Below are 24,387 nucleotides of genomic sequence, written 5' to 3'. Positions count from 1 at the left end.
AGTTCTCATGCTTCAAGAATACTCTCTATTTGCTTATTTGGCTGAGTAATCGTATTAAAAACCTTAGAGCAAGTAGGTGACGATGAACCATTATTGGTTAGAGTTTTCACGGCACTCGCAAACCTCTTTCGTTTTTCTTCAACAACTGACTCAATTGTTTCTAAAAGCACTAGAGCATAGCTAGAGTTTAAATTATCTCTATCAACTTTTTCTTGTAGCCATGAAACTAGTATTGGATAGATTCCCCCCAACAGCAAAGAGCAAAAGACAATCCAACCACTCAAACTTACAACTATTTCACCAAAAGTTCCAAAATAACTTTTTAACCAAGTTTGCTGATCATCACTACCAAAACAGAATAATAAATAACCATTTATAGCAATTACAAAAGCCGTTATTACTTTAAAAGTTTTAGATTTTAAAAAATTATGGAATCTTTCTATATATGCCATCCCCCCTCCTTTATATAAAAACATTAGATATTATTCTGCAAGAAAAACAATTTTAACAACTAATTACAATAATATAAATATAGTTTGATCATACAATAATATGTATAGAATTTACTCCAACATGTATTTTTAGTGCCATTTTTATCCATTCAACGTTAAGCTATAAAACTTGAATTGCAACATTATTGCCAAAAGGATAAAAGATGATGAAAAAAATACCTGCACTGTGTTTAGCGACTGCACTAATCGCATCGTCTTCTCTCTGGGCAACCGAAACAAATACAACAGCCACAAATGCAAACACTGCAACAGCAGAAAAAACACTCCCTTATGGTGATAACCCTAGCATCGGTCGTGTATTGCTGTATAAAACAGGCAAAGGGCTACAAAACTTAGGTGGCTCGATTCAAGGTGCATCTGAAAACACCTCTCAAAAAATTGGTGAAAAATGGCAAGACACCAAGAAATATACTGAAGAGCAATCTGAGGTTGTTCAAGCCCAAACTGAAAAAGCCAAACAGTACACTGCTAAAAAATGGCAAGATACTAAAGATGCAGTGGTTGGTACCAATGAAGGTAATGTCCCAATTGAACGAGCTGAACTCAGTCAGCCCTCAAAAAACTAATTTTATGACCTCTACTAAGTAGAGGTTTTTTTATAGCGAAGTATTGAATCAAACCACGTTGAGCTTGCTCACTACACTATACGGTTTGACGAAAATAGCTTTGATATGACTTATAAATAATCGAGCCTAAATTTACAGTGTTGTCTCAAAACCTTGGTTGAACTTCACGAATTAAGTCGACAAACTGAAAAGAATTTAATTGAACTGGAATTCATAAATGAGCTTAACACCATTAAAAGTTGCTTTATTATCAATTGTTAGCAGTTTTACTTTTTCTGCATGTTCTACCTATCAAGCGAAAAGTGCATCTTCTCCTCATATTTTAGAACAAGTTAAAAATATCGAAGCAACACCGTCAACCAAAAACAATAAGGCTCAACTGATTAAGCAATCCAATAATTGCTTAATTGAGTTCACTGGATACTTTGATGGCGGACAAGCTATAGAACATTGGATTTTCAATCAACATGGACTGATCTCAGCAAACTCAAGTACACAACAATACAAAGACGCCGAAGCTGAAGCGAAAACATCAACTGCATTTGATACACAAGACGCTGTAGTACAAGCCAACTTTAAGAAACTGCAAAGTAATTTTAAGGACAATAATTTAGCAAAATGTATTGAATCAACTTAAATAAAAACTCGTTGCAACAATGTTCATTTGCAACGAGTTATGGCTTTTCAAATATTTTTGGATCAATTTAAACTATAAAAAATTAATCTTAATTTGATGTGAGTCCATTGGTTGCAGCCAATAGATCTATACGTGGGAATACTAAGCCAGTGCGAGTATCGGTGACTAATTTACCCGTTGCTCTTAAACGATTCACTGTTTGATCAATGGTTTCTGTTGGACTTACACCATTAGCACGGAGTAAAGCAATTGCCCCCGCAACATGTGGTGCAGCTTGCGAAGTTCCACCTTGGGTATAACCACCCGCTGTAATCATTGCACCAGGTGCAAGTAAAGTTACAAGCGAACCGCCATTACTAAAGCAAGTCACTTTATCTGCAGCAGTGGTTGGATCAGAGCATTTTAACGGATTACCCCAAGATGCACTGCCAATATTACTGTCATACACAGCACCTACACGTACAGCACCTGCCACGCAAGCAGGTGACGAAATCCCATCTGAAAATGCATCATTACCCGAAGCAACCACGGGCACGACACCCGCAGCACGAGCATTTGCAAAAGCAGTACTATAACTACTGTTACTACATTCGGAAGTATATTTCACACCTGGTACACCCAAGCTTAAATTCACTGATTTAATGTTATATGTTTGCGCATTATTTACAGTCCAATTTAACCCCGCCAAAATATCACTGTCATAAGCAGTACTGCCCCACTGACCATTCACGCGAACACGGCGGAAGGTATCAATGCCAATAATTTTGGTTTTCGTGGCAACTTTAGACACGATGCCTGAGACATTACTCCCATGACCATTATCATCTAAACTGCCATCATCGGGCGCACTATCGAAAGCATAGACAACGCGACAGCTTGCAGCAGGCGTATTGATTGCAGTACAACCAAAATCACTATGCTTATAATTCACACCTGTATCAATCACCACAACGCTTGATCCTTCACCTGTAAAACCATTGCTTACAGTCTGAGGCTGATTGATCAAAGGGAGACTTTCCATTGTGGTGGTGGTATTTTTTCGATTCGGATAAACGCCTTTAACAGATGGATCATTGAGCACTTTTGCTAAAGTTTCTCGATTTTGAATTCGGTATAAGCCCAATGGCAAACCATTGAATTCACGCAAAGTTTGGAAACCTGATTCTTGTGAAAATTTATTTTTAAATCGGGTTTTCCCGTCTGCAATGTATGATCTTTTCTCTAAACCTAAGGGAATACTGGCAGAGTTCATATCATATTCGATCAGCAAATCATTCGACTCATTGCTGACCAATGCATTAACATCAATTTTTCCTTGCGCAACTTTACTTATCGCACTTGAACTCAGTCGTTGTTTTAATTGAGTTGCGTTAAGTGTCGCAGCAGAAGTTGACGTGGTATATAAAGCACATAAACTTAGTAAAAATAACGTTTTATTTATCAATTTCAATCTCCATTGTTCTTGGGTAAAGAACTTTTGAATCACTAAAACTCTCGGATAAAGAGCATTAGATTATTAAAGTGTTTTGATTTCATTTGCTGGATCTTTATCAGGATCTATCGGTTGTATCGAAGGATCACTTTTGGTGTCATAAAACGGAACCTCCTCTTTTGTTTTTCTAGTTTGATTTAACAATGTTGCTGTCGTAACTTGTTTTTTTTGCGCCTCCTCTTGGTTTAAGTGTTGCGGTGTAGTTTCGAGATGGTCATCTTTGATCTGATGAATATACAGATCATCGGAAGAAGTTAAGGGATCTGAGGGCTGGAAATACATCACCAATACCCCCAAACCAATCAATACAAGTAAAAAAGCCGCTATCATTTTCATTTAATTTCTCCGATGCTTTTTACTAACAATCACAAAGTTATTTACTCAAACGAGCTAAAAAATCAAAATTATTACTTTAATATTCACATTTATTTCATATCAATAAAATAAAACCTCGAAGATGGAAAATCTAAAAAAGTATCATGATCTTTCATTCATAATGATTTATTCACCTCATCAAATGTTGGAAATACAAAATTCTGTATCCACCTGACACAACATATAAATCAAAATAATGTAGAGTATTTTTTATACCAAGCAATAAAAATGCCAGTTTTCACTTAAAAAAACCAATTTAAATTATGCTTATATATTCACTAGTTACTTTTTTAAATTTATTTGCTTTTTATCAATTTTAATTTGAATTTTTATAAATTAAAAATCACTTATAAAAGTATATTTTTCACATAGTTATTAAAGTGCTTTATCTCCACAATTTACATCTTATGTGTTTTTCAGTTGTAATCTACATGTAACTTTTTGCTGAAATCCATAGCTTTCCCCTTTTTCATCGATATGATGCATTTGCGTTCATGAAGTGCCCCAACATGGCACATCTTTAAAGGAAATCGCAATGAAAAAAATGATCAAAACAGCTATCGTGACAACAACGCTTCTGGCATCTGCTTCAATTTTTGCACAAAATGTCGGGGTAAATGCCAATGGCTCAGCACAAGTCAATGTTCAATCTGGCGGTTTGATTAAAGGCGTCACTGGACTTGCTAAAAATACTGCTCAAGGCGTCGAAAACGTAGCTCACGGTGTTGGTCATGTCGCACATGATGTCGGTCACAGCGCTGTAAATACAGGTGTCAATGCGACTCAAAAAACCGTTACTGCTGTCGGTAATGTCGGTTCACATGTTGTTAATAAAACAGGTGAAACCTTAAAAAACACCAAAAACTATACGGTAGACAAAGCTGGAGATGCCCAAGCTTTTGCTACTGAAAAAAGAGCTGATGCAAAGAAACGTTATCAACAAGGTCAAAATAATCCGAAATCAATCGGTGTTAATACCCAAGCAGGCGTACATCTTGGTAACTCATCAGTTCAAACCCAAACAGGCTTAAATGCCAATAATAAACAAGCTCAAGCTGGTGCAAATGTTGGAGTGAAAGTATTGGGTGTAAATGCGAATGTAAATACCAATGCAAAAATTGGCGCTAACTAACTATTCATCAAACTGTTTTAAAAAAAAGCCCTTTGATATTTCAAAGGGCTTTTTATTTAGCCAATATTTAAATGAGTACGCTCATCTGGACTATGTTCGATAAAATGCGTAAATCCAGATTGATCGCAATTCAGCGTCAATTGCTTATAACTTAAACTGCAATATTCAGCATAACGCTTAAAGAGCAATAGAGATTGATCTAAAGCCAATGCTTCACCCTGTTTCACTAATTTATGAATGCCACGATCATTCATGGTCAGCACATAAATTTCATGGTTGAGCACAAGCTCAAGCACAGCATTTAATTTCGGCGTTAAAGGCAACAGATAATGAAAATTTGCATTGATTGTTTCTAAATCATAAGTCTCAAGCTTTAGACTGACTAAGTTAAACACCAAAAAAGTATCACTGCCTGTTTTGATTGCAGGAGAAACTGAATGGGTTTGCTGTACAAAATGCGGATGTGCACCTAGCTTACGTAAATTCTGTTCAGTGCCTTGTTTTAACTTGAATAATTGCTGAACGAGTTTTTGCTTCATATGCGCATCAAAATAACGCTCATCGAGTTCAAAATCATTATTTTGCAATATTTTCAGTAAAGCTTGATGATGCCTCGGCAGTAATGCATCTAGTACATGACGATAATAAAATTTACTCTGTTTTTTAACTTCACGAACACGTTTGTTGAAATAGGTAATTTCAAAAGGCTTTTCAACAAAATCATTTAAAAGCTCTGAGCTTGCCAAAACAGACAATGCTTCATGCCCCGTGAAAGGCAAATGAATCACATGCATTTTAGGCAATAAAGGCTGGATCTTTAGAAAGTGCTCTTTATCTTCTGCATAGTATGGATCATAGACGATGATATATTCACGTGATGAATCAACTTCATCTGATTGAATCTGCATATCCTGATGAATATTGGCATCAAAAAATTCGGCGTAACGGCGATCTTCAACCACATTTGGATCAATCGAGTATTGCGGAACAAAAGCCACAATTTTTTGCATATTCAATAAATTTGAATACTTGATAGCAGCATAGCCACCCATGGAGCCGCCATAGCCGACAATGCCTTTAAATTGCTGCAAAATCGGTTCAATCTGCTGCTGCATGTTTAACATGCTGGTTTTTGGAAACCAAGACTTTTGCTTCGGCATAATGCCGATCACGTTGTACTGATATTTGATCAGCGATTTTTCAGCATTAATCGACATGCCTTTGGCACGGCTAATTAAATCACCGAATGAAATCACCAAAGTGTCACTTGAACCTTTTAAGAAAATAACGCGGATATGTTCATCTTCAAATATTATTTGCTTGTCCATGCTCACACTAAAAATTGTTCCTGAGCTTGTATCAAAAAGTCACCAAATGATGCTTTTGCCAAACCATAATTGCGGAGTATCTTATTTTATAGAGATAAGACAGATTAAAAAGCGCAAAAAATGACACAATCCCTGCATCCTACTGCCCAAAAAGGCTTTAGCTTAGGGGCAGAACTCTATCAACAGGTTCGCCCCAGTTACCCACAAGAAACAGCCATTTGGCTGCAAGATCAGCTCCAAATAGGAGAAAATTCCACTGTTGTTGACCTCGGTTGTGGGACTGGCAAATTCTTACCTTTTTTAATTCAGACACAAGCCAAAGTGATCGCGGTCGACCCCGTCATTGAAATGTTACAACAACTGCAAATAAACTATCCCACAATAAGGTCAGTTCAAGCATCGAGCGAACAGTTGCCTTTAAACACGGGTACAATTGATGCAATTGTATGTGCTCAATCCTTTCATTGGTTCGCAAATCTTGATGCATTAAAAGAAATTCACCGTGTCCTTAGCCCAGCAGGTCATTTGGGATTAATTTGGAATCAACGTGATATTCAAGTCGATTGGGTTAAGGCCCTTGCAGATGAAATAGCGCCTTTGGAAGGTGATACACCGCGTTATCATAGTGAGCAATGGAAAAAAGTTTTTGAGGATCAGTCTTTATTTAAATTTGAGCGCTTGAATACATTCCAACAAATCCATCAAGGTACCGTAGAGCTAGTGGTCAGTAAGCGTTTACTATCGACCAGTTTTATTGCAGCGATGAGCGTTGCAGAGCAGCAAAAGCTAAAAGCGCGATTTGAACAAATAGTATTTGATTTTACAGGCTTAACTGCGCAAGATCAGATAGGTTTTCCTTATATCACTTATGCTTATCACTTTCAGAAAATGCCCATTGAATGATTAAAACGAGTTTATTTATGAACGTAAAATTTAAAACAACATTTGCGATTGGTTGTATCCTTAGTTCAGCACTATTACTGACTGCATGTAATAAAGATAAAGAACCCGCAGCCAAGAATAAAAGCCAAACCAACTCGAGCACGGATGCAATTGGTCAACTGAATCAAACACCGATTAAGCAGTTTCCAAGCACACCTGATGATGGACATGATATTACGATCTTAGATGACTATGACACTCGTTTTACTGAAATGAGTGACAGTATGGAAATTGAACTGGCGAAGATGAAACAAGCCAATACGCTCACACCAGAATTTGAACAACAACGCCAAAAAGATAATATTAAATCTGCTCTCACCATGCTCAAACAACTTGAACTGAAAACTGAGCAAGGTCGTTATATTCAAGGTTTATTGTATGATTACTGGGAACAGCAAGCCAAAAATTTAGACCAAGCGACTTTGGCAAATAATAATCAGCAGGTAGATGCCAATAAACAAGTCAATCATCTTAATGAATATTTACATGCGCAAAGTCAATTGCATCATTGGAAAAGTACTCAAACATCGGAAACTAAAATGCAAACTGAATAAATATTTGCTGTAAAAAAAGGGTCTGTGCAGACCCTTTTATCATTAAGAATTTTCAATTTAGTCAATAAGTTTAAATCTTTTGTTTTTCAATCCATTCTATTGAATTGACTCGAAATAACTCACAAGCTCCATCACCGACTCCACCAGGAGTGAGAGAAGATGTCCAAACTAAATCCTTATCGCGCACTTCAACCAACTCTCCTTTTAAGTTGACCAAATCACCGCGTTTCACCTGTTTTATTTGTTTTGCAATTTCAGGATTAGCAGGAATAATGTGCATATTTGACACCAGCTTTAATGCTTGATCGGGTGGAACAGGTAATTTTTTCATATTCCAATTTAAATAACGATCATATTGACGTACTGAAATTGTCCGTGCGATATCTGGTTCTGCAAATAGACCTAGACTCACCGCATAATCAATAGGTGAAAATTTTGCTTGTTCATCATCATGATAGACTTTTGAACCTAAAATACGAAAATTACCATCAAAAGGTTTTAATACCGAGATAGACTGATACTTCACAACAGGGGATAAACCATTGGCAATATTGTATTCAACTGTCGAAGTTGATGCATGGGTCTGCCCGATTGCAACCACCATACATAAACTCATCCATAGACGTTTATTCATGGTTTTATCATCCTCAAACGACCAGTAAAATTTTGAGCAACTGCTTCATTTCATAGTATGCTGAGACGATGAAAAAAAGTGCTTTTTTTAGTAACAATCAAACTCAGTTTGGTCATATTTTTGTGCTATTAGTTTTTATACTTTCTTTTGAATATTGAATGGATGCCTATGCTTTACCAATTTTATCAACGTCGTATTTTTCCGCATTTACTCAATCAAGTCATGCAAACAGCAAGTTTGATGGATCGACGTCGAGAGTTATTGCTACCAATTGAAGGTGAGGTGCTCGAAATTGGTTTTGGAACAGGCTTAAATGTGCCTTTTTATGGCAATGTAGATAGCTTATACGCACTCGAGCCTAATCCAGATATTTATCAGTTGGCTGTGGAGCGTGTTCAACATGCTCCTTTCTATATTAAACATGTGCAATCCAGTGCTGAGAAACTGCCTTTTGCAGATGCATCATTAGATCATATTGTTTCGACGTGGACGCTGTGTAGCATTCCTCAACTAGATCAAGCATTGGCTGAAATTCATCGGGTGTTAAAACCAACAGGCACTTTTCACCTGCTTGAGCATGTTAAGCATCCAGATTCAGTTAAAATACAATCATTACAAACGTTATTGACGCCAATTCAAAAAAGAATAGCTGATGGTTGTCATTTAAACCGTGATATTGAACGTCATGTTTTACAGGCAAATTTTCAGTTCATCGTGAAAGACTATTTTGATGCGGAAGGTATTCCTACTATTGCACAAAAAATGTTATTGGCAAGAGTACAAAAATGCGAGATGACAGCTTAAAGTGAGCTGTCAAAATCAATTTTTAGCGTTTCAAAGCGGACTCGACCTTGCTGTATCGCTTGAGCAATTGCCTGTTGCCCTTTGCTTAAGCGTGCTCCCCCACTCTTAATATCTAATAAAATGACTTCTATATCTTCAGCACGACCATCACCATCACGAAAATCGGTATAACCGTCAAACACGACATAATCGACAGGGTCGCCGAGAAATTTGGCATCACTAGGCAGATATTGAAATTCAGGTAAGATCGGCGCAAATTGCTCAGCCATTTTTCCTTTTAAGACTGCACGACTGGTATTCACACTACGTTTTTGTGCATCTAATAATGCTTGTTTATGTTCAAGTTCTAATTCAGCAATATATTTTTCATATTCAGCTTGAATACGACCATTTCGACTGCTCGACAAAATAATCGTGGTGATCACAACACCAATACATCCACCAATTAACATGGCAAGCCAAACTGACATATAACATTCCTTATTCGTTAACGCTGCTATTTAACTGCAACATTAAACTTTTGTCATGTGTAACACACTCTTATAAAAAAGATGCTAAGGTATAGTTGAATATAAAATCCACGTTTAAAAAATCTAATTCCATGAAGACAATATTAGTTGCAAATCAGAAAGGCGGTTGTGGTAAAACCATGACGGCAATTACACTCGCAGCAGCTTTATCACAGAAGGGCTATAAAGTTGCACTTGCAGATGCAGACAACCAAAAATCATCATTACAATGGCTCAAGCAACGTCCAGATACTGTCACCAATATCCAAAGTCTTGACTGGCGACATGAAAAATCAATTGGTGAAGCACCTAAAAATTTAGATTATTTAATTATTGACGCACCAGGTGCATTATCAGGTGAACATGCTGAACAACTGGTCAGTGAAGCGCATGCAATCGTTACGCCATTACAACCTTCATTTTTTGATATAGATAGTACACGTCGTTTCTTAAAACACTTACAAGACATCAAACGTATTCGTAAGGGTAAAGTACAAATCTTGTTGATTGCAAACCGAGTCAAATCCAATAGTGCGAGTTCTAAGGATATTCAGGACTTTTTTAACAAAATAGAACAAGAACCTGTCGCATGGATTTCTGAACGCAGTGCATATGGCACATTAGCCATGCAAGGGCTCAGTGTCTTTGATAAAACTCAGAAAAATTTTGTGTCGATCCAAACACAATGGCAACCTGTATTAAATCAGTTAGTCGACGATCCCAGCGAATGGTTCTAAACAGTATGATCAGTGCTAATCTTTTGATAATTAATATTGAAATCGTATGGTGAAAATTTCACTGAACGTGTTTTTCAGTTAATATGTTTTCAATTATTTTTTGGCACTAGAGAAAACTATGGTGCAACAATACGCTCCAACTTTACAACGCGTTTTATTGTTTGGACTGTTTTTTGTTTTAATGTTTTTGGGATTTAGTATTCTCAAATACTTCATTGTGCCTGTTCTTTGGGCAGCTATTATTGCCTATATGACTTGGCCTGTATATCTATGGGTACAACGTCGTTTTTTTGGTGAAAATCGCCCGACTTTAAATGCAACAATCATGATTACCTTAGTCATTCTGGTGATCGGTATTCCCTTTGTTTGTGCTATTTTTATGCTACAACTCGAAGGTCGGAATTTATATTTCAATTTACAAAAACAATTATTCTCAGGTCACATCCAAGTGCCTGACTTTATTAAAAATCTCCCTATTATCGGTAAAGACATCAGTCGTACCGTCAATGAGTTAAGTGCAGACCCGAATAGCATTGCAAAAAATGTTGCTGAGTGGATTCAAGGACATCTTAGTTATGGTCGTTTTGTCTTAAGCGAAATTAGCCGTAATTTGGTGAAACTTACTTTTGCCATCATGACGTTGTTCTTTTTTTATCGTGATGGGCAACTGATTTTGGCGCAAGTCAGTCGTGCTTTAGAAATGGTGATCGGTCCTCGTGTCCATCATTATCTTGATACGATTTCTGAAACAACACGTGCTGTGGTTTATGGGGTGGGTTTAACTGCGGTTGCTCAAGCTATATTGGCTGGTTTAAGTTATTTTGTTGCGGGTGTTCCTAACCCAATGCTACTCACCATTGTCACCTTTATTTTGGCATTGATCCCTTTTGGCACACCAATCTCATATCTAGGTGTTGGCCTGTGGCTATTTGCTCAAGGACAAACCGTAGAAGCTATTGGTGTTATCGTTTGGGGATTACTAATCGTGAGTAGTTCGGATAACGTGATTCGTCCTTTAGTCATCTCAGGTGCAACGCAAATTCCATTCATTTTGATTATGTTTGGTGTATTGGGTGGTATTGCCAGTTTTGGTTTAGTCGGTCTGTTTATTGGTCCAGTCATTTTGGCGATTTTATTGGCAATCTGGCGTGAATGGTTACATGAAAACATTCCCGAACCTGTTGCTGAAATCGAAGCACCAATAGAAACAAAATAAAGCTTAGTCGATACCACTTATCGTCTGTTGATGAATCTGACTTGCGAGTTATCACATTCTTTGCTTGAATCGAATAGATAAAGACAATAGATAAGGATAATTCGCAATGCTTTCAAGCTTCAAACGGTGTTCGATTCTTTCCACAATCATGATGAGTATCAGTGCATGCTCATCTATTCCTCTCGACAATAATGCCGCGAAAATTCAGAAACAGCCTACTAGCTCCGATCATAAATATTTAATCCCGATCTATCTGGTTAGCGCCGATGGTATAGGTGCTTCGATTGGCACAGTATCCTTCCAAGATAGTCCAAATGGACTGATTATCACCCCTGCTTTATGGAAACTTTCATCGGGTGAACATGGTTTTCATATTCACGAGAAACCATCATGTGAAGCTGCAATGAAAGATGGAAAAATGGGCGCAGCACTGGCAGCGGGCGGTCATTACAATCCTGACAATATTGCCCATCACGGCACACAAAAAAATGGTCATTTAGGTGACTTACCTGCACTCACTGTCAATGAAAAAGGTTTTGCGACTCAAGCTGTTATTGCACCTCGATTAAAACTATCAGATATTCAGGGACGTGCAATTATGATTCATGCAGGTGGAGATAATTATTCAGACACACCGAAACCACTCGGTGGCGGTGGGGAAAGAATTGCCTGCGGTGTAATCAAATAAAGAGTGTGGGTATCTCAAAAGATATCCACAATTTATGACTTTATTCAATTAATTTATCTATAGTAATGAATATAAATAGATGATGAGCACGAATCTTGCTTAGTTTTATTAAGTGAAAAATCAACAAAAATGGTTTCGAAAATTGGCTCAATATCTTGATCAGCACATCATTTTACCTACACTATAAGGCTATATGATGATTAAAACACTCGTTGAAGTAATACAATCGTGAATAGTCCTTATCATCTTTTCAATCGAGTTCGATCGAACTCCATTCTATTGTATTGCCTACAAATTTTGATTGTGTTGACAGGCACCACATTGGTGTTGCATGGATTGGGACTCGGTCAATTCATTATTCCTGTCACGTTAGGCGCAATCGCGGCTGCCCTTACAGACTTCGATGATCGTCTGAGTATTCGGCTACGCAATTTGGTCTATGTCTGTGTGCTGTTCTTTACTGTTAGCACCATTTTAGAATTTTTAGCACCTTATAAATTTTGGTTTATCGTTTACCTTAGCCTGTCGAGTGCAGCACTGATTCTCATGGGTGCTTTAGGTCAACGTTATGCGACGATTTCATTTGGTACGATTCTCCTTTCGATTTACACCATGTTTGGTCTAGGTGAATATGCCAATTGGTATCAGCAACCCAGTTATTTTGTTATCGGTGCTGTTTGGTACGGATTGACCTCGATCTTATTTTTTATGATTCGACCAACTCTACCCTTGCAGGAGAAGATTTCAACGATTTTCAAAGAAATGGGTGAGCTGCTACAGAGCAAAGCCAAACTGTTTGATCCTGATAATGTCGACAATGTTGAAGCACTGTTGTTTGAACTCTCACAAAAAAATGCCCAAGTGGTGAATAGTCTAAATCAAGCAAAACAATCCTTACTTTCTCGGCTTAAATCATCCCGCATCAATAACAGCAGCATCTATTGGCTAAACTTATATTATTTTGCGCAAGATATTCATGAACAAGTCACCTCTAATTATTTGCACTATGAAAAAATCCATCAGAATTTTAGCCGTAGTGATTTAATTTTTCGTATCCAAAAAAATATGTTTCTACAAGCAACTGCCTGCAAAAAACTGAGTCAGGCTTTGCTACATAAAAGTACTTATCAAAACAGTCCACTCGCTGATGTGGCGCTTGCCCAACTTGAAGCATCCATGCAAGACTGGATTGCTCAGCACCCACATAATCTGCAAGTTAAAAACTTAGAACTGATTCTGAATAATTTAAAAAGTATTCATGAACAATTTGCTCAACTGCAATTTCAACAAAACATCGAAATACGATCTACACAGCATCAACAAGCTCATCTGAACCTACTGGATGAGGATATTCAGGGCTTTCAGGATTTATTGTTAAAACTCAAACAACATCTAAGTCCTCAGTCTGCTTTATTTCGTCACGCAATTCGCTTATCCATTGTGTTTGCGGTAGGTTATGCAGTGTCGTTGATGCCTTTTGCAAAAAATGGGTATTGGATTTTATTGACCAGTTTATTCGTTTGTCAGATCACTTACTTTGCCACCAAAAGTCGCTTAAAACTAAGAACGATTGGCACGTTGTTGGGTGTGCTTTTAGGTGTGCCCGTTCTTTATTTTGTACCCAGCATCGAAGGTCAATTGGTTATTACCGTAATTTGCGGAGTGTATTTTTTCTATTTGCGTCAAAAGAAATATACACTCGCAACAGTTATGGCAACGCTAATGGTGTTGTTAATTTTCAATTTAAAAGGCGCAGGTTTCAGTATTATTTTACCGCGTATCTTTGATACGTTGATCGGCTGTGCAATCGCATGGCTAGCGGTTAACTTCATATGGCCCGATTGGAATTTCCGAAATATCCCTGAAAATATCCGCAAAAGCAGTCAAGCAACGCTCAATTATTTACATGCAGTTGTCCAGCAATATCATCAAGGTCGCTCCAACGATATTGAGTATCGAAAAGCTCGTCGTGCAGCGCATAATGCTCAGATTGAATTATCCAATATGATTTCTAGTTTGAGTACTGAACCTGAACCAAACCAAGAGCTCATTCACCACGCATTTCGCTATTTGGTCTATAGTCATAGCCAGTTGAGTTATGTATCCGCGTTGGGTCATCAACGTGTGCAAATTCAAGATCAAGATATTTTGAAGCTATTAGACCAGAGTGAAATATTACTCAATCAAACACTAATCGAAAGGCAAGCGCTTCCAGAAAAACACATCGAAGAGATGTTTAACGAAATTGATCATTTAAATTCAATGGCTCAAGTCTCAGAACAACAGCAACTATTGTTAAAACAAATGACGCTATTGCTTGAGACTCTGCCCGAATTGGTGATGTTAAAAAATAAACTACTTGAACTAGAAATTAAGTAGCGCGTTTAGCTCAACGCTATTTAATTAATGCCTTGTTGCAGCCTTGTTTGCATATATTGTTTAAGTACCATTCGAGGTATGCCAAACCAAAAAGCTATCAGAGCAAAACTTGTCAATACGAATGCCCAAATATGGAAGTAAGTGTAAAGCAGACGAACAAGTTCAATAATTGAGAAGAAGCTCACCATCATCAATATTGAAACCGCAGCTGCGACCGTTCCTTTCGATACTTCAGAAGACATCAATGCAAAACGATAAATCACTGAAAAACTAATTCCCTCACCAAAACTGATTAATGTCATACCGATCAGCAAACAAGGTACTAAATAGGTTTGCCAAATCACGCCAAGCATCAAAAATAAAGTACCTACTAGCATAATCGGTAAACCCATTAAAATGGTTTGACCAAGTGCGTAACGATCCATAATTTTGATCAGTACAATATTACCTGCAATCAAACCAAAAAACACAGGAAACTGCGCTAAACCATATTGCACACTGCTCAGCTTTAATTCATCCACAAGAATAATCGGCGACAAAGCAATCCACAGCATCAGTGGCATTCCTACGATCGGTAATGCAACGCTTAAACCTAAAAATTGGCGATTACTAAAGACTTGTTTGAAATCATCCCAGATATAACCAAAGGGCTGCTTCGCTTGTTTACGACTTTCTTGCGAGGCTGGCATAAATTTATTTAAGCCAAACCAACTGAGAAAAGAAATAAAAGCAATCGCCACAAAGCCCCAGTGCCATGACACATAATCAATCAGGAACGCGCCTAATACAGGTCCAAGCAAAGGCGCAAGCAAGGAGATATTTGCCATCAATGCCATGACTTTAATAGCATCACGCTCTTCAAAAGTTTCTTGAATTGCCGCATATCCAACTGCTGATATCACACTTAAACCAATACCCTGCAAGAAGCGCAAGGTCAGGAATTGTTGAATATTATGGGTCAATAAAATCAACAAACAGCAAATCGTAAAAAAAGCGACACCGGCCAATAGGACTTTCTTACGTCCAAGCCGATCTGAAAGTGGTCCTAGTAACCAAGCGACACTAGCACCACCCAATAAATAAAATGACATTGAAGATGGTGCCCAAGTTGCGCTAACTGCAAATTGCTCTGTGATCGCCAACATCGCTGGCTGAATCAAGTCATTACCGATATAAACTGAAAACTCAAATAGCACTAAAGCCAATGGAAACATGAGCGTTATACGGTTTAACGTCATGCTTTGATTATTCGTCATCATGTTGTATTCACAAAAATAACCAATTCGTGTGCCGTCTACTTTCCTGAAAAAAAGAAAATAGATTCCGCACCACATCATTTTATGGTTTTGATTTAAATTAAATTTTGATTTCCATGCAGTGAGAGCGCATGTAAAAGTGTGAAAACACCGTATTCACAAGGTGTATTTAGAAAACAATTTATTTACGTGAGATTGGTAAAAAGTTTTACCTATTGGCAAAATTGCCAAGCGCAACTTTAGCACTTTTTAAAAATGACCGCAATTTAAGCAAAGCAAATCAATTGTATGGATATGTGAATAACCAAAAAGTTATCCACATTTTTGTCTATGTTTTATCCAGCACCAAATTACAGCTCAGGTTTAAGAGCACAATTCAAACTGAAAAGTATTGGTGTTTTCCCCTCTTGCGCATTGATAACTTTGTTTTTTATTCACCACTTTCCAAATCTCTTGATCGCGTTTTAACTGATATTCAGTGCGAACGGCAGCGACAGAATCATCTAACTGCGCTTGTTCAACGGTAATCTCAGCATCGGTAGGATTTTCAGCGCTATTAAATTGCTGATCAATTTTGAGATTAGTTTCATCATGAAACAAATTGGGCTGATCAAGTAGTACCGCATGCATTGCTGTACTTTTTTGCACAGCAGCTTGTTGTTGTGACTGAGCAACGGGCTGATTACATGCTGTTAAAAAAATTCCGCATCCTAAAATCATCCAAAGTTTATGCATTTTGTACCTATCCTATTTACCACATGCAACTATGCTACTATGCAAAATTGAATTTCAAAGCAATAAAATGTATGGGACTTATGTGAGATTTGTTGTATTTATCAATCATTTGACCAGCATCATAAGTAACCAAAAGCACAAAATTTAAAACATTTATACCACTACATATTGAGCATGAACTCATGTCAGATTTAGCAAAAAAACTAACGTTTATTTTAATATTAAGTACTGCGATTGTCGGCTGTTCAAAAAAAGAAGAAGGCATGACAAGCGATGCATCTGTAGCAGCGGAAAGTGCGACACCCAATAGTGAATCAATTCAAGCGAATGCAGCAAAAAACCCTGAACAGCTTGTGAGCACACAACAAAGTGCACTCGAACAAAATCGTCAATTGATTAAAAGTGCTGAATTACGCTTTGAAGTAAAGGATGTATTAAAAACCACATCTACACTTGAACAGCAGTTATTGCAGTACAACGGCTATATTGAAAATAAGCAAATTGATTATCAAGTGAGTGACCGTTCTCAACATGATCGCATTGATGGGACAGTGGATATTTATGAAAAAATCACACCAACAGTACAACTGACGGTACGTATTCCAAATGCTCAGGTCACAAGTTTCTTAAACAATATGCTGCCTTTGATGTTGAATTTTAATACGCAGAGTTACGAAGCAAAACGCTATGAGTTAAAGCTATTAGAAGAAAAACTCAATACCGCAAATCAAAGTAATAGCGCATCAAATACAGTCAATAATCAACTGCAACAACTGACTGATATGGAAGTTAAAGATCGTCTAGCATATAGCACCATTCGTTTAGAGTTTTTCCAACAGCCTAAAGTTCGTAAAAGCCAAGACTTAAATATTCATCGCATTGCAACATTAGACAGTGATCCATTACTCACTCGAATCGCTCAAGCCTTCAAAGTTGGATTATCGTATTTTAAAGAAACCGTCATATGGTTGATTCAATTTTGGGCATTTTTCATTGTGATTATTGCAGTTTGGTTTATTCGTAAAGCCTATAAATCTAGAAAACAAAACAGCTAATTATTGATTTTTGATCAATAGTATTTTGATTATTTGCGCATTTTTACTCATGAATAGATTCTCTAAAATGCACTCAAGTTTTAGAAATCTATTTTTGAGTTTAATTTTATGAGCAATATTTTAATTATTAATGGCGCGAAACAATTCGCTCACTCAAATGGTGAATTGAATGACACCCTGACCGACTTTTCAGAATCGCATTTAAAAGCCTTAGGTCATACAGTACAAGTAACACGTACCGACAGTGACTATGATATTCAAGCTGAAATTGAAAAAAATCTATGGGCAGATGTGGTGATCTATCAAATGCCAGGCTGGTGGATGGGTGCGCCATGGACGATGAAAAAATATATTGATGATGTATTTACGATTGGTCATGGTTCCCTCTACGCAAGCGATGGACGTAGCCGTTCTGATGCTTCTAAAAAGTATGGTTCAGGTGGCTTGATTCAAGGTAAAAAATACATGTTGTCGTTGACATGGAACGCACCAATGGAAGCGTTCACTGATCCTGACCAATTCTTTCACGGCGTAGGTGTAGATGGCGTGTATTTAGCTTTCCATAAAGCCAATCAATTCTTGGGTATGGAATCATTACCTACATTTATCGTGAATGATGTAATCAAAATGCCTGATGTCCCAAGCTACATCGAAGCTTATAAAGCACATTTAGATCAGCTTTTTGCGACTGCCCATTAAGAGAGAAATCCTATGTTGACAATTATTGCAGAAATTCAGACACATGCAGGTGCAGAACACCGCCAAGCAGTGTTAGATGCTTTCCAAAAAATCATTCCAACTGTATTGGCAGAAGATGGTTGTCACGGTTATGCCCCATTGATTGATCATCTGCCAGCGATTGCTATGCAGACGCAAGATGAAAATAGCATTGTGATGTTAGAACAATGGGAAAGTACCGCTCACCTTGAAGCACATATGCAAACGGCACATATGCTGAAGCATTTTGAAGCGACAAAAGCGCATGTGGCAGATGTCAAAGTGCGTATTTTGGAAAGCGAAATTTAACCGATAAAACTGTTAACCTGAGTTCGAAAATAATATGATACTCGGAAACGTCATCCGCAACTGTTTGAGACAGGACTTCATTAATAAAATGATGTTTCTGCGATTTATTAAACTAGTTGATGGTAGTCAACGAGTTTTGCGGATGACAATGCCTTTGCCTACTTTGGGCGAAACCAAAGTAGGGCGAGCCGCAGGCTGATCCTGAAATTAGATGAGCACTCGGCAAGACCCCGCTAAGATAATCATTTTTCAATGAATTGGAAAATATATAAGTCCAACCAAGATGGTGAGTAAAAAAATTTTACTGATAATAATGCTGCTTCAAATGTCGGCTATATTCCGTTAAATAATATTCTAAGCTCTCTCGACGATCAGCTTTTTGCATTTCTTTGGCGGCTAATTGCTCAATCTTGGTCTCCAGTAAATTAAGAATCGCTGCTTGCTCCACTTCTGGAAGTTGGGCTTTTTCTTTCTGCTGTTTTTTAATTTCCAAATAATCCTCTGCCCAATGACGTAATGGATCATTTGAATCAACTTGTGCAAATAAATCAGTGATCAATAATTCAGGCATGACTTCTTGGGTTGCTAACTCTGCCGACATCAAACCACGAATTGAATAAAATACTTTCTTATAAGTAAAATTATCCGCAGTTTGCATCACTTTCATACCACCTTTCGCCAGCGATAAATAGTGATGATATAGCGCACTATAGTCAATTCGCTCAAGTAATCCATCACGAAAAGTTTGCCATTCTGGAAAAGCATTAAAATATACAATATGTGCTCTGACCCATTCCAATACCGTTGGGTTACTTTTTGCCAATAAGCCAAACATTTTGTCGAGATCATAAGAAACGAAATCAAAATCACCATCCATGATTTCGATTAAATCACGGTACTTTTTATAATCAAAATATTGGTCTTTACTCGGCAAATGAAAACCACGTACATCATAGTCGCTGTCAGGGCTAGCCATACCCCATAAACGACTACCACTTTCAATATAAAACAATGGAAGGTCTTGGCGTTGTTGAAATAGTTTTTCAATTTCGTGATGGATGTTCATTTTATTAGAGTCAGTATGTTTAGATACTCTGTTATCATAATGAAGTCCTACTCTGATCTAAAGCCTTTTTTTAGATCAGCATTTAAATTAATTAGGGCATGTTCTCATTTCATTTAACGAAGCAAATCAGCCAGCATTTTGTTCAACAAAACAGCATTTTGGTCGTTAAATATTCTATCTCAAGCATGTAAATAGCCGTTTTTGAGCTATTTTATCAAATGAGGACAGCCCCTAGAATGAATATTGAAATGAGCAATAATTATAGAAATTTAAATAGTCTTGAGTTTAAAGTAAGTTTAATTTTTAAGGTTTTACTTTTTCCATTTTTTGTATGTACTAAATTTCTTCTACTTTTATTTCTTATAAAAATAATATCTACTTATGAAAGTCACAACTACCAATTGATTTGGGGATTAGGCTGTTTCTCCTTTCTTGTACTTCTTATACTAACTTATAGCGATATTTGTATTAAAAAAGTCAAATTCGATAACTATCATATTATAAAGACCAATATCTTCGGACAAAGAAAAATTTCTTATCGAGATATTAAAGGATATCGTATTTTTCTAAATGGTATTTCTATCGAAAGTAAGATATCTAATGAGAAAAGGATTTTTATTAACACTCGACATTGGGGCTTCGGTGGGATTAATACTGTGATGATGACCTATTTCGAAAATTTAGCTCATAAAAAATAAAAGAGGCATATATTTAAATATACCTCTTAAACTCGATTACAAATCAAATAATTTGCCTGGGTTCATAATCCCATTCGGGTCAAATGCCAATTTCAATGCTTTCATATATTTAATTTCTTCAGGCGAACGTGAATATTCTAAATATGGTTTCTTAGTCATCCCCACACCATGCTCGGCAGAGATCGAACCATCATATTTTTTCACAGTCTCAAACACGTATTTATTCACCACCTGACACTTCGCAAAGAATTCGTCTTTAGTTAAGTTTTCAGGTTTTAAAATATTTAAGTGCAAGTTACCGTCACCAATATGACCGAACCAGCAGATTTCAAAGTCTGGATAGTTTTGTGAAACGATCGCATCAATTTCTGAGATAAACGCTGGTACATGCGTAATCAACACTGAAATATCATTTTTATATGGAATATACGGTGCAATAGATTCCGAAATATCTTCACGTAAACGCCATAAGCTTTGAGCTTGTTCTAAACTTTGGCTCATTACGCCATCAATCACCCAGCCCTGCTCCATGCAATGCTCAAAAATCTGCATTGCTTTATCCATAATCGGCTCATACGGCGCTTCAAATTCGAGTAACACATAAAATGGACAAGTTGTTTCAAATGGACGTTGTACATGCCCACGATCCAAGACTTTTTGCATTGCCACTTCACCAAAGAACTCGAATGCAGTTAAGTCGATTTCTTTTTGGAAAGCATGTAATACAGGCATCACCGCTTCAAAGTCAGGCGTACCCAATACCATGACTTGTAGGTTTTGTGGTTGACGCTCAAGTTTAATCTCAGCCTCTGTAACCAAACCTAATGTGCCTTCACCACCGATAAACAAATGTTGCAACGCATAACCCGTCGCATTTTTAATCATGCCTTTGTTTAAACGTAAAATATCGCCTTTACCCGTCACAACCGTTAAGCCAAGCACCCAGTTACGTGTCATGCCGTATTTGATAACTTTAATACCGCCTGCATTGGTTCCAATATTTCCGCCAATCTGACTAGAACCTGTCGATGCAAAATCAACTGGGTAATACATGCCTTGTTGTTCGGCATAATTTTGCAATTGTTCAGTCACCACACCTGCTTGAACGCGAACCATACGATCGGCTGGCAAAAACTCCAAGATCTGATTCATCTTGTCGAAACTAATTACGATTTCGCCATTATTCGCCACAGCACCAGCCGATAAACCTGTACGACCACCCGATGGCGTAATCGCAACATTGAATTGATTGGCAAGTTTTACAATCGACTGCACTTGTTCAGTGCTTGAAGGGAAAACGATGACTGATGGGTTCGGATCAAAATGTTTAGTATGATCTCGTCCCCAATTTTCTAAACTGTCAGCATCGGTTTTAATACGGCTTTCACCCACAATTGCGGTTAATTGGGTTAATAACTCAGGTGTCAAATCGACTGAAGCATTCATCGTTTACAGGCCTAGCAAGAAGTAGATATTGAGCTTTTGGATAACAACATAATATTTTTCAATCCCTTATTAATATCGGCATCGAAATATCCAAAATATAGAAACGCTGGCGAACACACCAAACTTGATCATGCTCAAGCTTGATTATCGTATTTGTTTATTTTACATGTAAGCACACAAGGGATAAAGCATCGGATGCAAGATACTTCATTTTCCGAAGCCCTATAAGCAATAAAATTCAGCAAGAACTGAAAAATATCAACAATTCTGCTGAGCTAATTTTAAACGAAATATCTATAACTCAAAGCTGTATGCTATGATACCGCAACTAAATTTTGGCCTTTGTAGCGGAGCCGTAATGAACCAACATCTATCACTACCGAAAGATAAAATCCGTTTCCTTTTGTTAGAAGGTGTGCATCAAAATGCCATCGATACCTTAAATGCGGCGGGTTATACCAACATCGATTATCATAAAACTGCGCTTGAAGGCGAAGCTTTGAAAGAAGCAGTCAAAGATGCGCACTTTATTGGTATTCGTTCGCGTACTCAATTGACTGAAGAAATCTTTGAAGCAGCGAATAAATTGATTGCAGTTGGTTGTTTCTGTATCGGTACTAACCAAGTCGATTTAAAAGCGGCGATGTCTCGTGGTATCCCAGTTTTTAACGCGCCTTATTCAAATACACGTTCTGTAGCAGAATTGGTTCTTGCTGAAGCAATTTTATTACTTCGTCGTGTACCTGAAAAATCAAAAGATACGCATGCAGGTGGTTGGAACAAATCTGCTGTCGGTTCTTTTGAAACGCGTGGTAAGACTTTAGGTATTATTGGCTACGGTTCAATTGGTTCACAACTTTCAGTTCTAGCTGAAAGCTTGGGTATGAAGGTTTGCTATTACGATGCTGTGACTAAATTGCCTTTAGGTAATGCACGTCAAGTGGGTTCATTAGACGAACTTTTAGCAACAGCGGATGTGGTTTCTCTACACGTTCCAGATGTCCCATCTACGCGTAATTTCTTCAAAAAAGAACAATTCGCGAAAATGAAAGAAGGTTCAATCTTCATTAATGCTGCACGTGGTACATGTGTGATTATTGAAGATTTAGCAGATGCGATTAAATCTGGTCACATTGCTGGCGCAGCGGTTGACGTATTCCCGAAAGAGCCAAAAGCCAATGGTGAAGAATTCGTTTCTCCACTTCGTGGCTTAGACAACGTGATTTTAACACCGCACGTAGGTGGTTCTACAATGGAAGCGCAAGCAAACATCGGTTTAGAAGTTGCTGAAAAATTCGTTGCGTATTCAGATAAAGGTATGACGCTTTCTGCGGTGAACTTCCCAGAAATCGCGTTACCACTTTCTGATGGTCAGCATCGTTTACTGCACATTCACAAAAACGTACCGGGTGTATTGTCTAAGATCAATACATTATTCGCTGAACAAGGGATTAACATCTCTGGTCAATCATTGATGACTAAAGGTGATATCGGTTACTTAGTGATGGATGTAGATGCATCTGCATCTCAAGAAGCTTTGGATACCTTGAACCATGTTGAAGGTACAATCCGAGTTCGCGTATTGTTCTAATTATAAATTCAGAACAATCTAAGAAAAGCCACAGTAAATGCTGTGGCTTTTTTATGGGTGATTGAATTATTATGTGAATATTATACTGAATGTTAAAAAAATAAGATGTCTGCCTCAATGTTGAAAACACCACTTCATGCCGTATTGCTGTTGATGATTGCCATGTTGTGTGTGCAAGGCAGTGGCTCTTTAGCCAAAATTCTATTTCAAAGTTTTCCAGTCCTGACCGTTTCTGCCATGCGCTTGTTCTTTGGTGCGATTATTTTGGCAGTTATCTTTAAAATTTGGACCATCAATTTTAAAGTTGTGCGCTGGAAAGCCATTTTTACTTATGGAATTGCGCTTGCAGGCATGAATGCGCTGTTCTATTTATCGCTTGAACGATTACCCTTAGGACTTGCCGTTGCTTTTGAGTTTATCGGACCATTGAGCGTAGCACTTTATTATGCACGTCAAAAATATGATTTCATTTGGGTTGGCTGTGCAATTTTAGGCTTAATTCTGCTGTTTCCATTACAACAAGCTCAACACGGACTCGATTTATTGGGGGTCTTTTTTGCGATAAGTGCCGGTGCATGTTGGGCAATCTATATTATTGCAGGACAGAAGCCATCAGGCATATCGGGTAATCATACTGTATGTTTGGGTATGAGTATCGGCATGCTATGTCTCATTCCTTTTGCTGTATATTCAGGTGCAATTGATCGCGTATTTGAATTACCTAATCTCTATTATTTTATTGGACTGGCGATCTTAGCCAGTGCTTTGCCGTTTACCCTAGAAATGATCGCGTTAAGAAGTCTAACGCCCTTGAGCTTTGGTACTTTAATGAGCCTTGAACCTGCTGTAGCAGCCCTATCAGGATTTATCTTTTTGGGTGAAACCTTATTGTGGAATCAATGGCTTGCACTTGGCACGATTATCATTGCATCGATTGGTTGTACCGTTACCACGCAACGTGCCCGACAGCAAAACGAGCGTACATAAAATGAAAAATCACCAATCTACG

The 24,387-nt window shown here is 37.6% G+C and carries 25 protein-coding genes; 15 read left to right on the top strand and 10 right to left on the bottom strand.

Features of this window, described 5'->3' with window-relative positions; all coding sequences use genetic code 11:
• Positions 1-5: 5 nt before the first annotated feature.
• Positions 6-452, bottom strand: coding sequence for a hypothetical protein (locus NGC85_RS01940; RefSeq protein ID WP_254804678.1), 447 nt, complete (start codon positions 450-452; stop codon positions 6-8).
• Between the two features lie 206 nt (positions 453-658).
• Between NGC85_RS01940 and NGC85_RS01935 the strand changes: the two genes are divergently transcribed.
• Both NGC85_RS01935 and NGC85_RS01930 read left to right on the top strand, forming a co-directional pair.
• Positions 659-1,078: a hypothetical protein gene (locus NGC85_RS01935; RefSeq protein WP_254805528.1), complete on the top strand. Its 420-nt coding sequence runs from the start codon at positions 659-661 to the stop codon at positions 1,076-1,078.
• Between the two features lie 217 nt (positions 1,079-1,295).
• On the top strand, positions 1,296-1,715 hold the full coding sequence (locus NGC85_RS01930; RefSeq protein ID WP_254804677.1) for a hypothetical protein: 420 nt from the start codon (positions 1,296-1,298) through the stop codon (positions 1,713-1,715).
• 88 nt (positions 1,716-1,803) lie between these two features.
• Here the strand turns inward: NGC85_RS01930 and NGC85_RS01925 are convergent, their stop codons facing one another.
• Both NGC85_RS01925 and NGC85_RS01920 read right to left on the bottom strand, forming a co-directional pair.
• Complete coding sequence (locus NGC85_RS01925; protein WP_254804676.1) at positions 1,804-3,159, bottom strand: S8 family serine peptidase; 1,356 nt, start codon at positions 3,157-3,159, stop codon at positions 1,804-1,806.
• A gap of 72 nt (positions 3,160-3,231) precedes the next feature.
• Complete coding sequence (locus NGC85_RS01920; RefSeq protein WP_169109342.1) at positions 3,232-3,543, bottom strand: hypothetical protein; 312 nt, start codon at positions 3,541-3,543, stop codon at positions 3,232-3,234.
• A 574-nt stretch (positions 3,544-4,117) separates the two neighbouring features.
• Between NGC85_RS01920 and NGC85_RS01915 the strand changes: the two genes are divergently transcribed.
• Entirely contained in the window at positions 4,118-4,714 is a 597-nt protein-coding gene (locus NGC85_RS01915) for a hypothetical protein (RefSeq protein ID WP_254804675.1), read from the top strand.
• Positions 4,715-4,770: 56 nt separating this feature from the next.
• On the opposite strand, the gene NGC85_RS01910 is transcribed toward NGC85_RS01915, so the two are convergent.
• A complete protein-coding gene (locus tag NGC85_RS01910) occupies positions 4,771-6,042 on the bottom strand; it encodes a hypothetical protein (RefSeq protein ID WP_254804674.1) in 1,272 nt (423 codons plus the stop codon).
• A 120-nt stretch (positions 6,043-6,162) separates the two neighbouring features.
• On the opposite strand from NGC85_RS01910, the gene NGC85_RS01905 reads away from it, so the two are divergent.
• Together NGC85_RS01905 and NGC85_RS01900 are read left to right on the top strand one after the other, a co-directional pair.
• Complete coding sequence (locus NGC85_RS01905; protein WP_254804673.1) at positions 6,163-6,945, top strand: class I SAM-dependent methyltransferase; 783 nt, start codon at positions 6,163-6,165, stop codon at positions 6,943-6,945.
• A 17-nt stretch (positions 6,946-6,962) separates the two neighbouring features.
• Positions 6,963-7,538 (top strand): hypothetical protein, encoded by a 576-nt coding sequence (locus tag NGC85_RS01900; protein ID WP_254804672.1) that lies wholly within the window; start codon positions 6,963-6,965, stop codon positions 7,536-7,538.
• A gap of 70 nt (positions 7,539-7,608) precedes the next feature.
• Here NGC85_RS01900 and NGC85_RS01895 read toward each other — a convergent pair whose 3' ends face one another.
• Positions 7,609-8,172 carry a hypothetical protein gene (locus NGC85_RS01895; RefSeq protein ID WP_005052107.1) on the bottom strand — a complete coding sequence of 188 codons (564 nt, stop codon included), beginning with the start codon at positions 8,170-8,172 and terminating at the stop codon, positions 7,609-7,611.
• A gap of 168 nt (positions 8,173-8,340) precedes the next feature.
• Here NGC85_RS01895 and NGC85_RS01890 point away from each other — a divergent pair, with 168 nt between their 5' ends.
• Entirely contained in the window at positions 8,341-8,976 is a 636-nt protein-coding gene (locus tag NGC85_RS01890; protein ID WP_254804671.1) for a class I SAM-dependent methyltransferase, read from the top strand.
• Here the strand turns inward: NGC85_RS01890 and NGC85_RS01885 are convergent.
• Positions 8,973-9,446 carry a Holliday junction resolvase-like protein gene (locus tag NGC85_RS01885; RefSeq protein WP_005059826.1) on the bottom strand — a complete coding sequence of 158 codons (474 nt, stop codon included), beginning with the start codon at positions 9,444-9,446 and terminating at the stop codon, positions 8,973-8,975. The two genes, NGC85_RS01890 and NGC85_RS01885, sit on opposite strands and share 4 nt — an antisense overlap.
• A 131-nt stretch (positions 9,447-9,577) precedes the next feature.
• Here NGC85_RS01885 and NGC85_RS01880 point away from each other — a divergent pair, with 131 nt between their 5' ends.
• The 4 genes from NGC85_RS01880 (at position 9,578) to yccS (ending at position 14,505) form a co-directional block, all read left to right on the top strand.
• The gene (locus tag NGC85_RS01880) at positions 9,578-10,222 is read left to right on the top strand and encodes a ParA family protein (RefSeq protein ID WP_005059827.1); all 645 of its coding nucleotides are present in this window, start codon (positions 9,578-9,580) and stop codon (positions 10,220-10,222) included.
• A gap of 121 nt (positions 10,223-10,343) precedes the next feature.
• Positions 10,344-11,438, top strand: a complete 1,095-nt coding sequence (locus NGC85_RS01875) for an AI-2E family transporter (RefSeq protein ID WP_034710925.1) — start codon at positions 10,344-10,346, stop codon at positions 11,436-11,438.
• Between the two features lie 106 nt (positions 11,439-11,544).
• Positions 11,545-12,126 carry a superoxide dismutase [Cu-Zn] SodC gene (gene sodC / locus NGC85_RS01870; protein WP_254804670.1) on the top strand — a complete coding sequence of 194 codons (582 nt, stop codon included), beginning with the start codon at positions 11,545-11,547 and terminating at the stop codon, positions 12,124-12,126.
• A gap of 228 nt (positions 12,127-12,354) precedes the next feature.
• The gene (gene yccS, locus NGC85_RS01865; protein ID WP_254804669.1) at positions 12,355-14,505 is read left to right on the top strand and encodes a YccS family putative transporter; all 2,151 of its coding nucleotides are present in this window, start codon (positions 12,355-12,357) and stop codon (positions 14,503-14,505) included.
• A gap of 20 nt (positions 14,506-14,525) precedes the next feature.
• Here yccS and NGC85_RS01860 read toward each other — a convergent pair whose 3' ends face one another.
• A complete protein-coding gene (locus NGC85_RS01860) occupies positions 14,526-15,761 on the bottom strand; it encodes an MFS transporter (RefSeq protein ID WP_254805527.1) in 1,236 nt (411 codons plus the stop codon).
• 363 nt (positions 15,762-16,124) lie between these two features.
• Positions 16,125-16,496, bottom strand: coding sequence for a hypothetical protein (locus NGC85_RS01855; RefSeq protein ID WP_254804668.1), 372 nt, complete (start codon positions 16,494-16,496; stop codon positions 16,125-16,127).
• Positions 16,497-16,678: 182 nt separating this feature from the next.
• On the opposite strand from NGC85_RS01855, the gene NGC85_RS01850 reads away from it, so the two are divergent.
• The 3 genes from NGC85_RS01850 to NGC85_RS01840 all read left to right on the top strand — a co-directional run bounded on the left by NGC85_RS01850 (position 16,679) and on the right by NGC85_RS01840 (position 18,577).
• The gene (locus NGC85_RS01850; RefSeq protein ID WP_254804667.1) at positions 16,679-17,551 is read left to right on the top strand and encodes a DUF4349 domain-containing protein; all 873 of its coding nucleotides are present in this window, start codon (positions 16,679-16,681) and stop codon (positions 17,549-17,551) included.
• A gap of 108 nt (positions 17,552-17,659) precedes the next feature.
• Positions 17,660-18,250, top strand: coding sequence for an NAD(P)H-dependent oxidoreductase (locus tag NGC85_RS01845; protein WP_254804666.1), 591 nt, complete (start codon positions 17,660-17,662; stop codon positions 18,248-18,250).
• Positions 18,251-18,262: 12 nt separating this feature from the next.
• The gene (locus NGC85_RS01840; protein WP_254804665.1) at positions 18,263-18,577 is read left to right on the top strand and encodes a putative quinol monooxygenase; all 315 of its coding nucleotides are present in this window, start codon (positions 18,263-18,265) and stop codon (positions 18,575-18,577) included.
• A 301-nt stretch (positions 18,578-18,878) separates the two neighbouring features.
• Here the strand turns inward: NGC85_RS01840 and NGC85_RS01835 are convergent, their stop codons facing one another.
• Positions 18,879-19,643: a nucleotidyltransferase domain-containing protein gene (locus tag NGC85_RS01835; RefSeq protein WP_254804664.1), complete on the bottom strand. Its 765-nt coding sequence runs from the start codon at positions 19,641-19,643 to the stop codon at positions 18,879-18,881.
• 734 nt (positions 19,644-20,377) lie between these two features.
• Complete coding sequence (locus tag NGC85_RS01830) at positions 20,378-21,787, bottom strand: FAD-binding oxidoreductase (RefSeq protein ID WP_254804663.1); 1,410 nt, start codon at positions 21,785-21,787, stop codon at positions 20,378-20,380.
• 358 nt (positions 21,788-22,145) lie between these two features.
• Here NGC85_RS01830 and serA point away from each other — a divergent pair, with 358 nt between their 5' ends.
• Both serA and NGC85_RS01820 read left to right on the top strand, forming a co-directional pair.
• Positions 22,146-23,378 (top strand): phosphoglycerate dehydrogenase, encoded by a 1,233-nt coding sequence (gene serA, locus NGC85_RS01825; RefSeq protein ID WP_254804662.1) that lies wholly within the window; start codon positions 22,146-22,148, stop codon positions 23,376-23,378.
• Positions 23,379-23,483: 105 nt separating this feature from the next.
• On the top strand, positions 23,484-24,365 hold the full coding sequence (locus NGC85_RS01820) for an EamA family transporter (protein WP_254804661.1): 882 nt from the start codon (positions 23,484-23,486) through the stop codon (positions 24,363-24,365).
• Positions 24,366-24,387 lie beyond the last annotated feature (22 nt).

It is taken from the genome of Acinetobacter sp. Z1, assembly GCF_024296945.1.
Classification (GTDB): Bacteria; Pseudomonadota; Gammaproteobacteria; order Pseudomonadales; family Moraxellaceae; genus Acinetobacter; species Acinetobacter beijerinckii.
The sequence above is the reverse complement of the archived record's forward strand: the minus strand, read 5'-3'. Positions and strand labels throughout refer to the sequence as shown.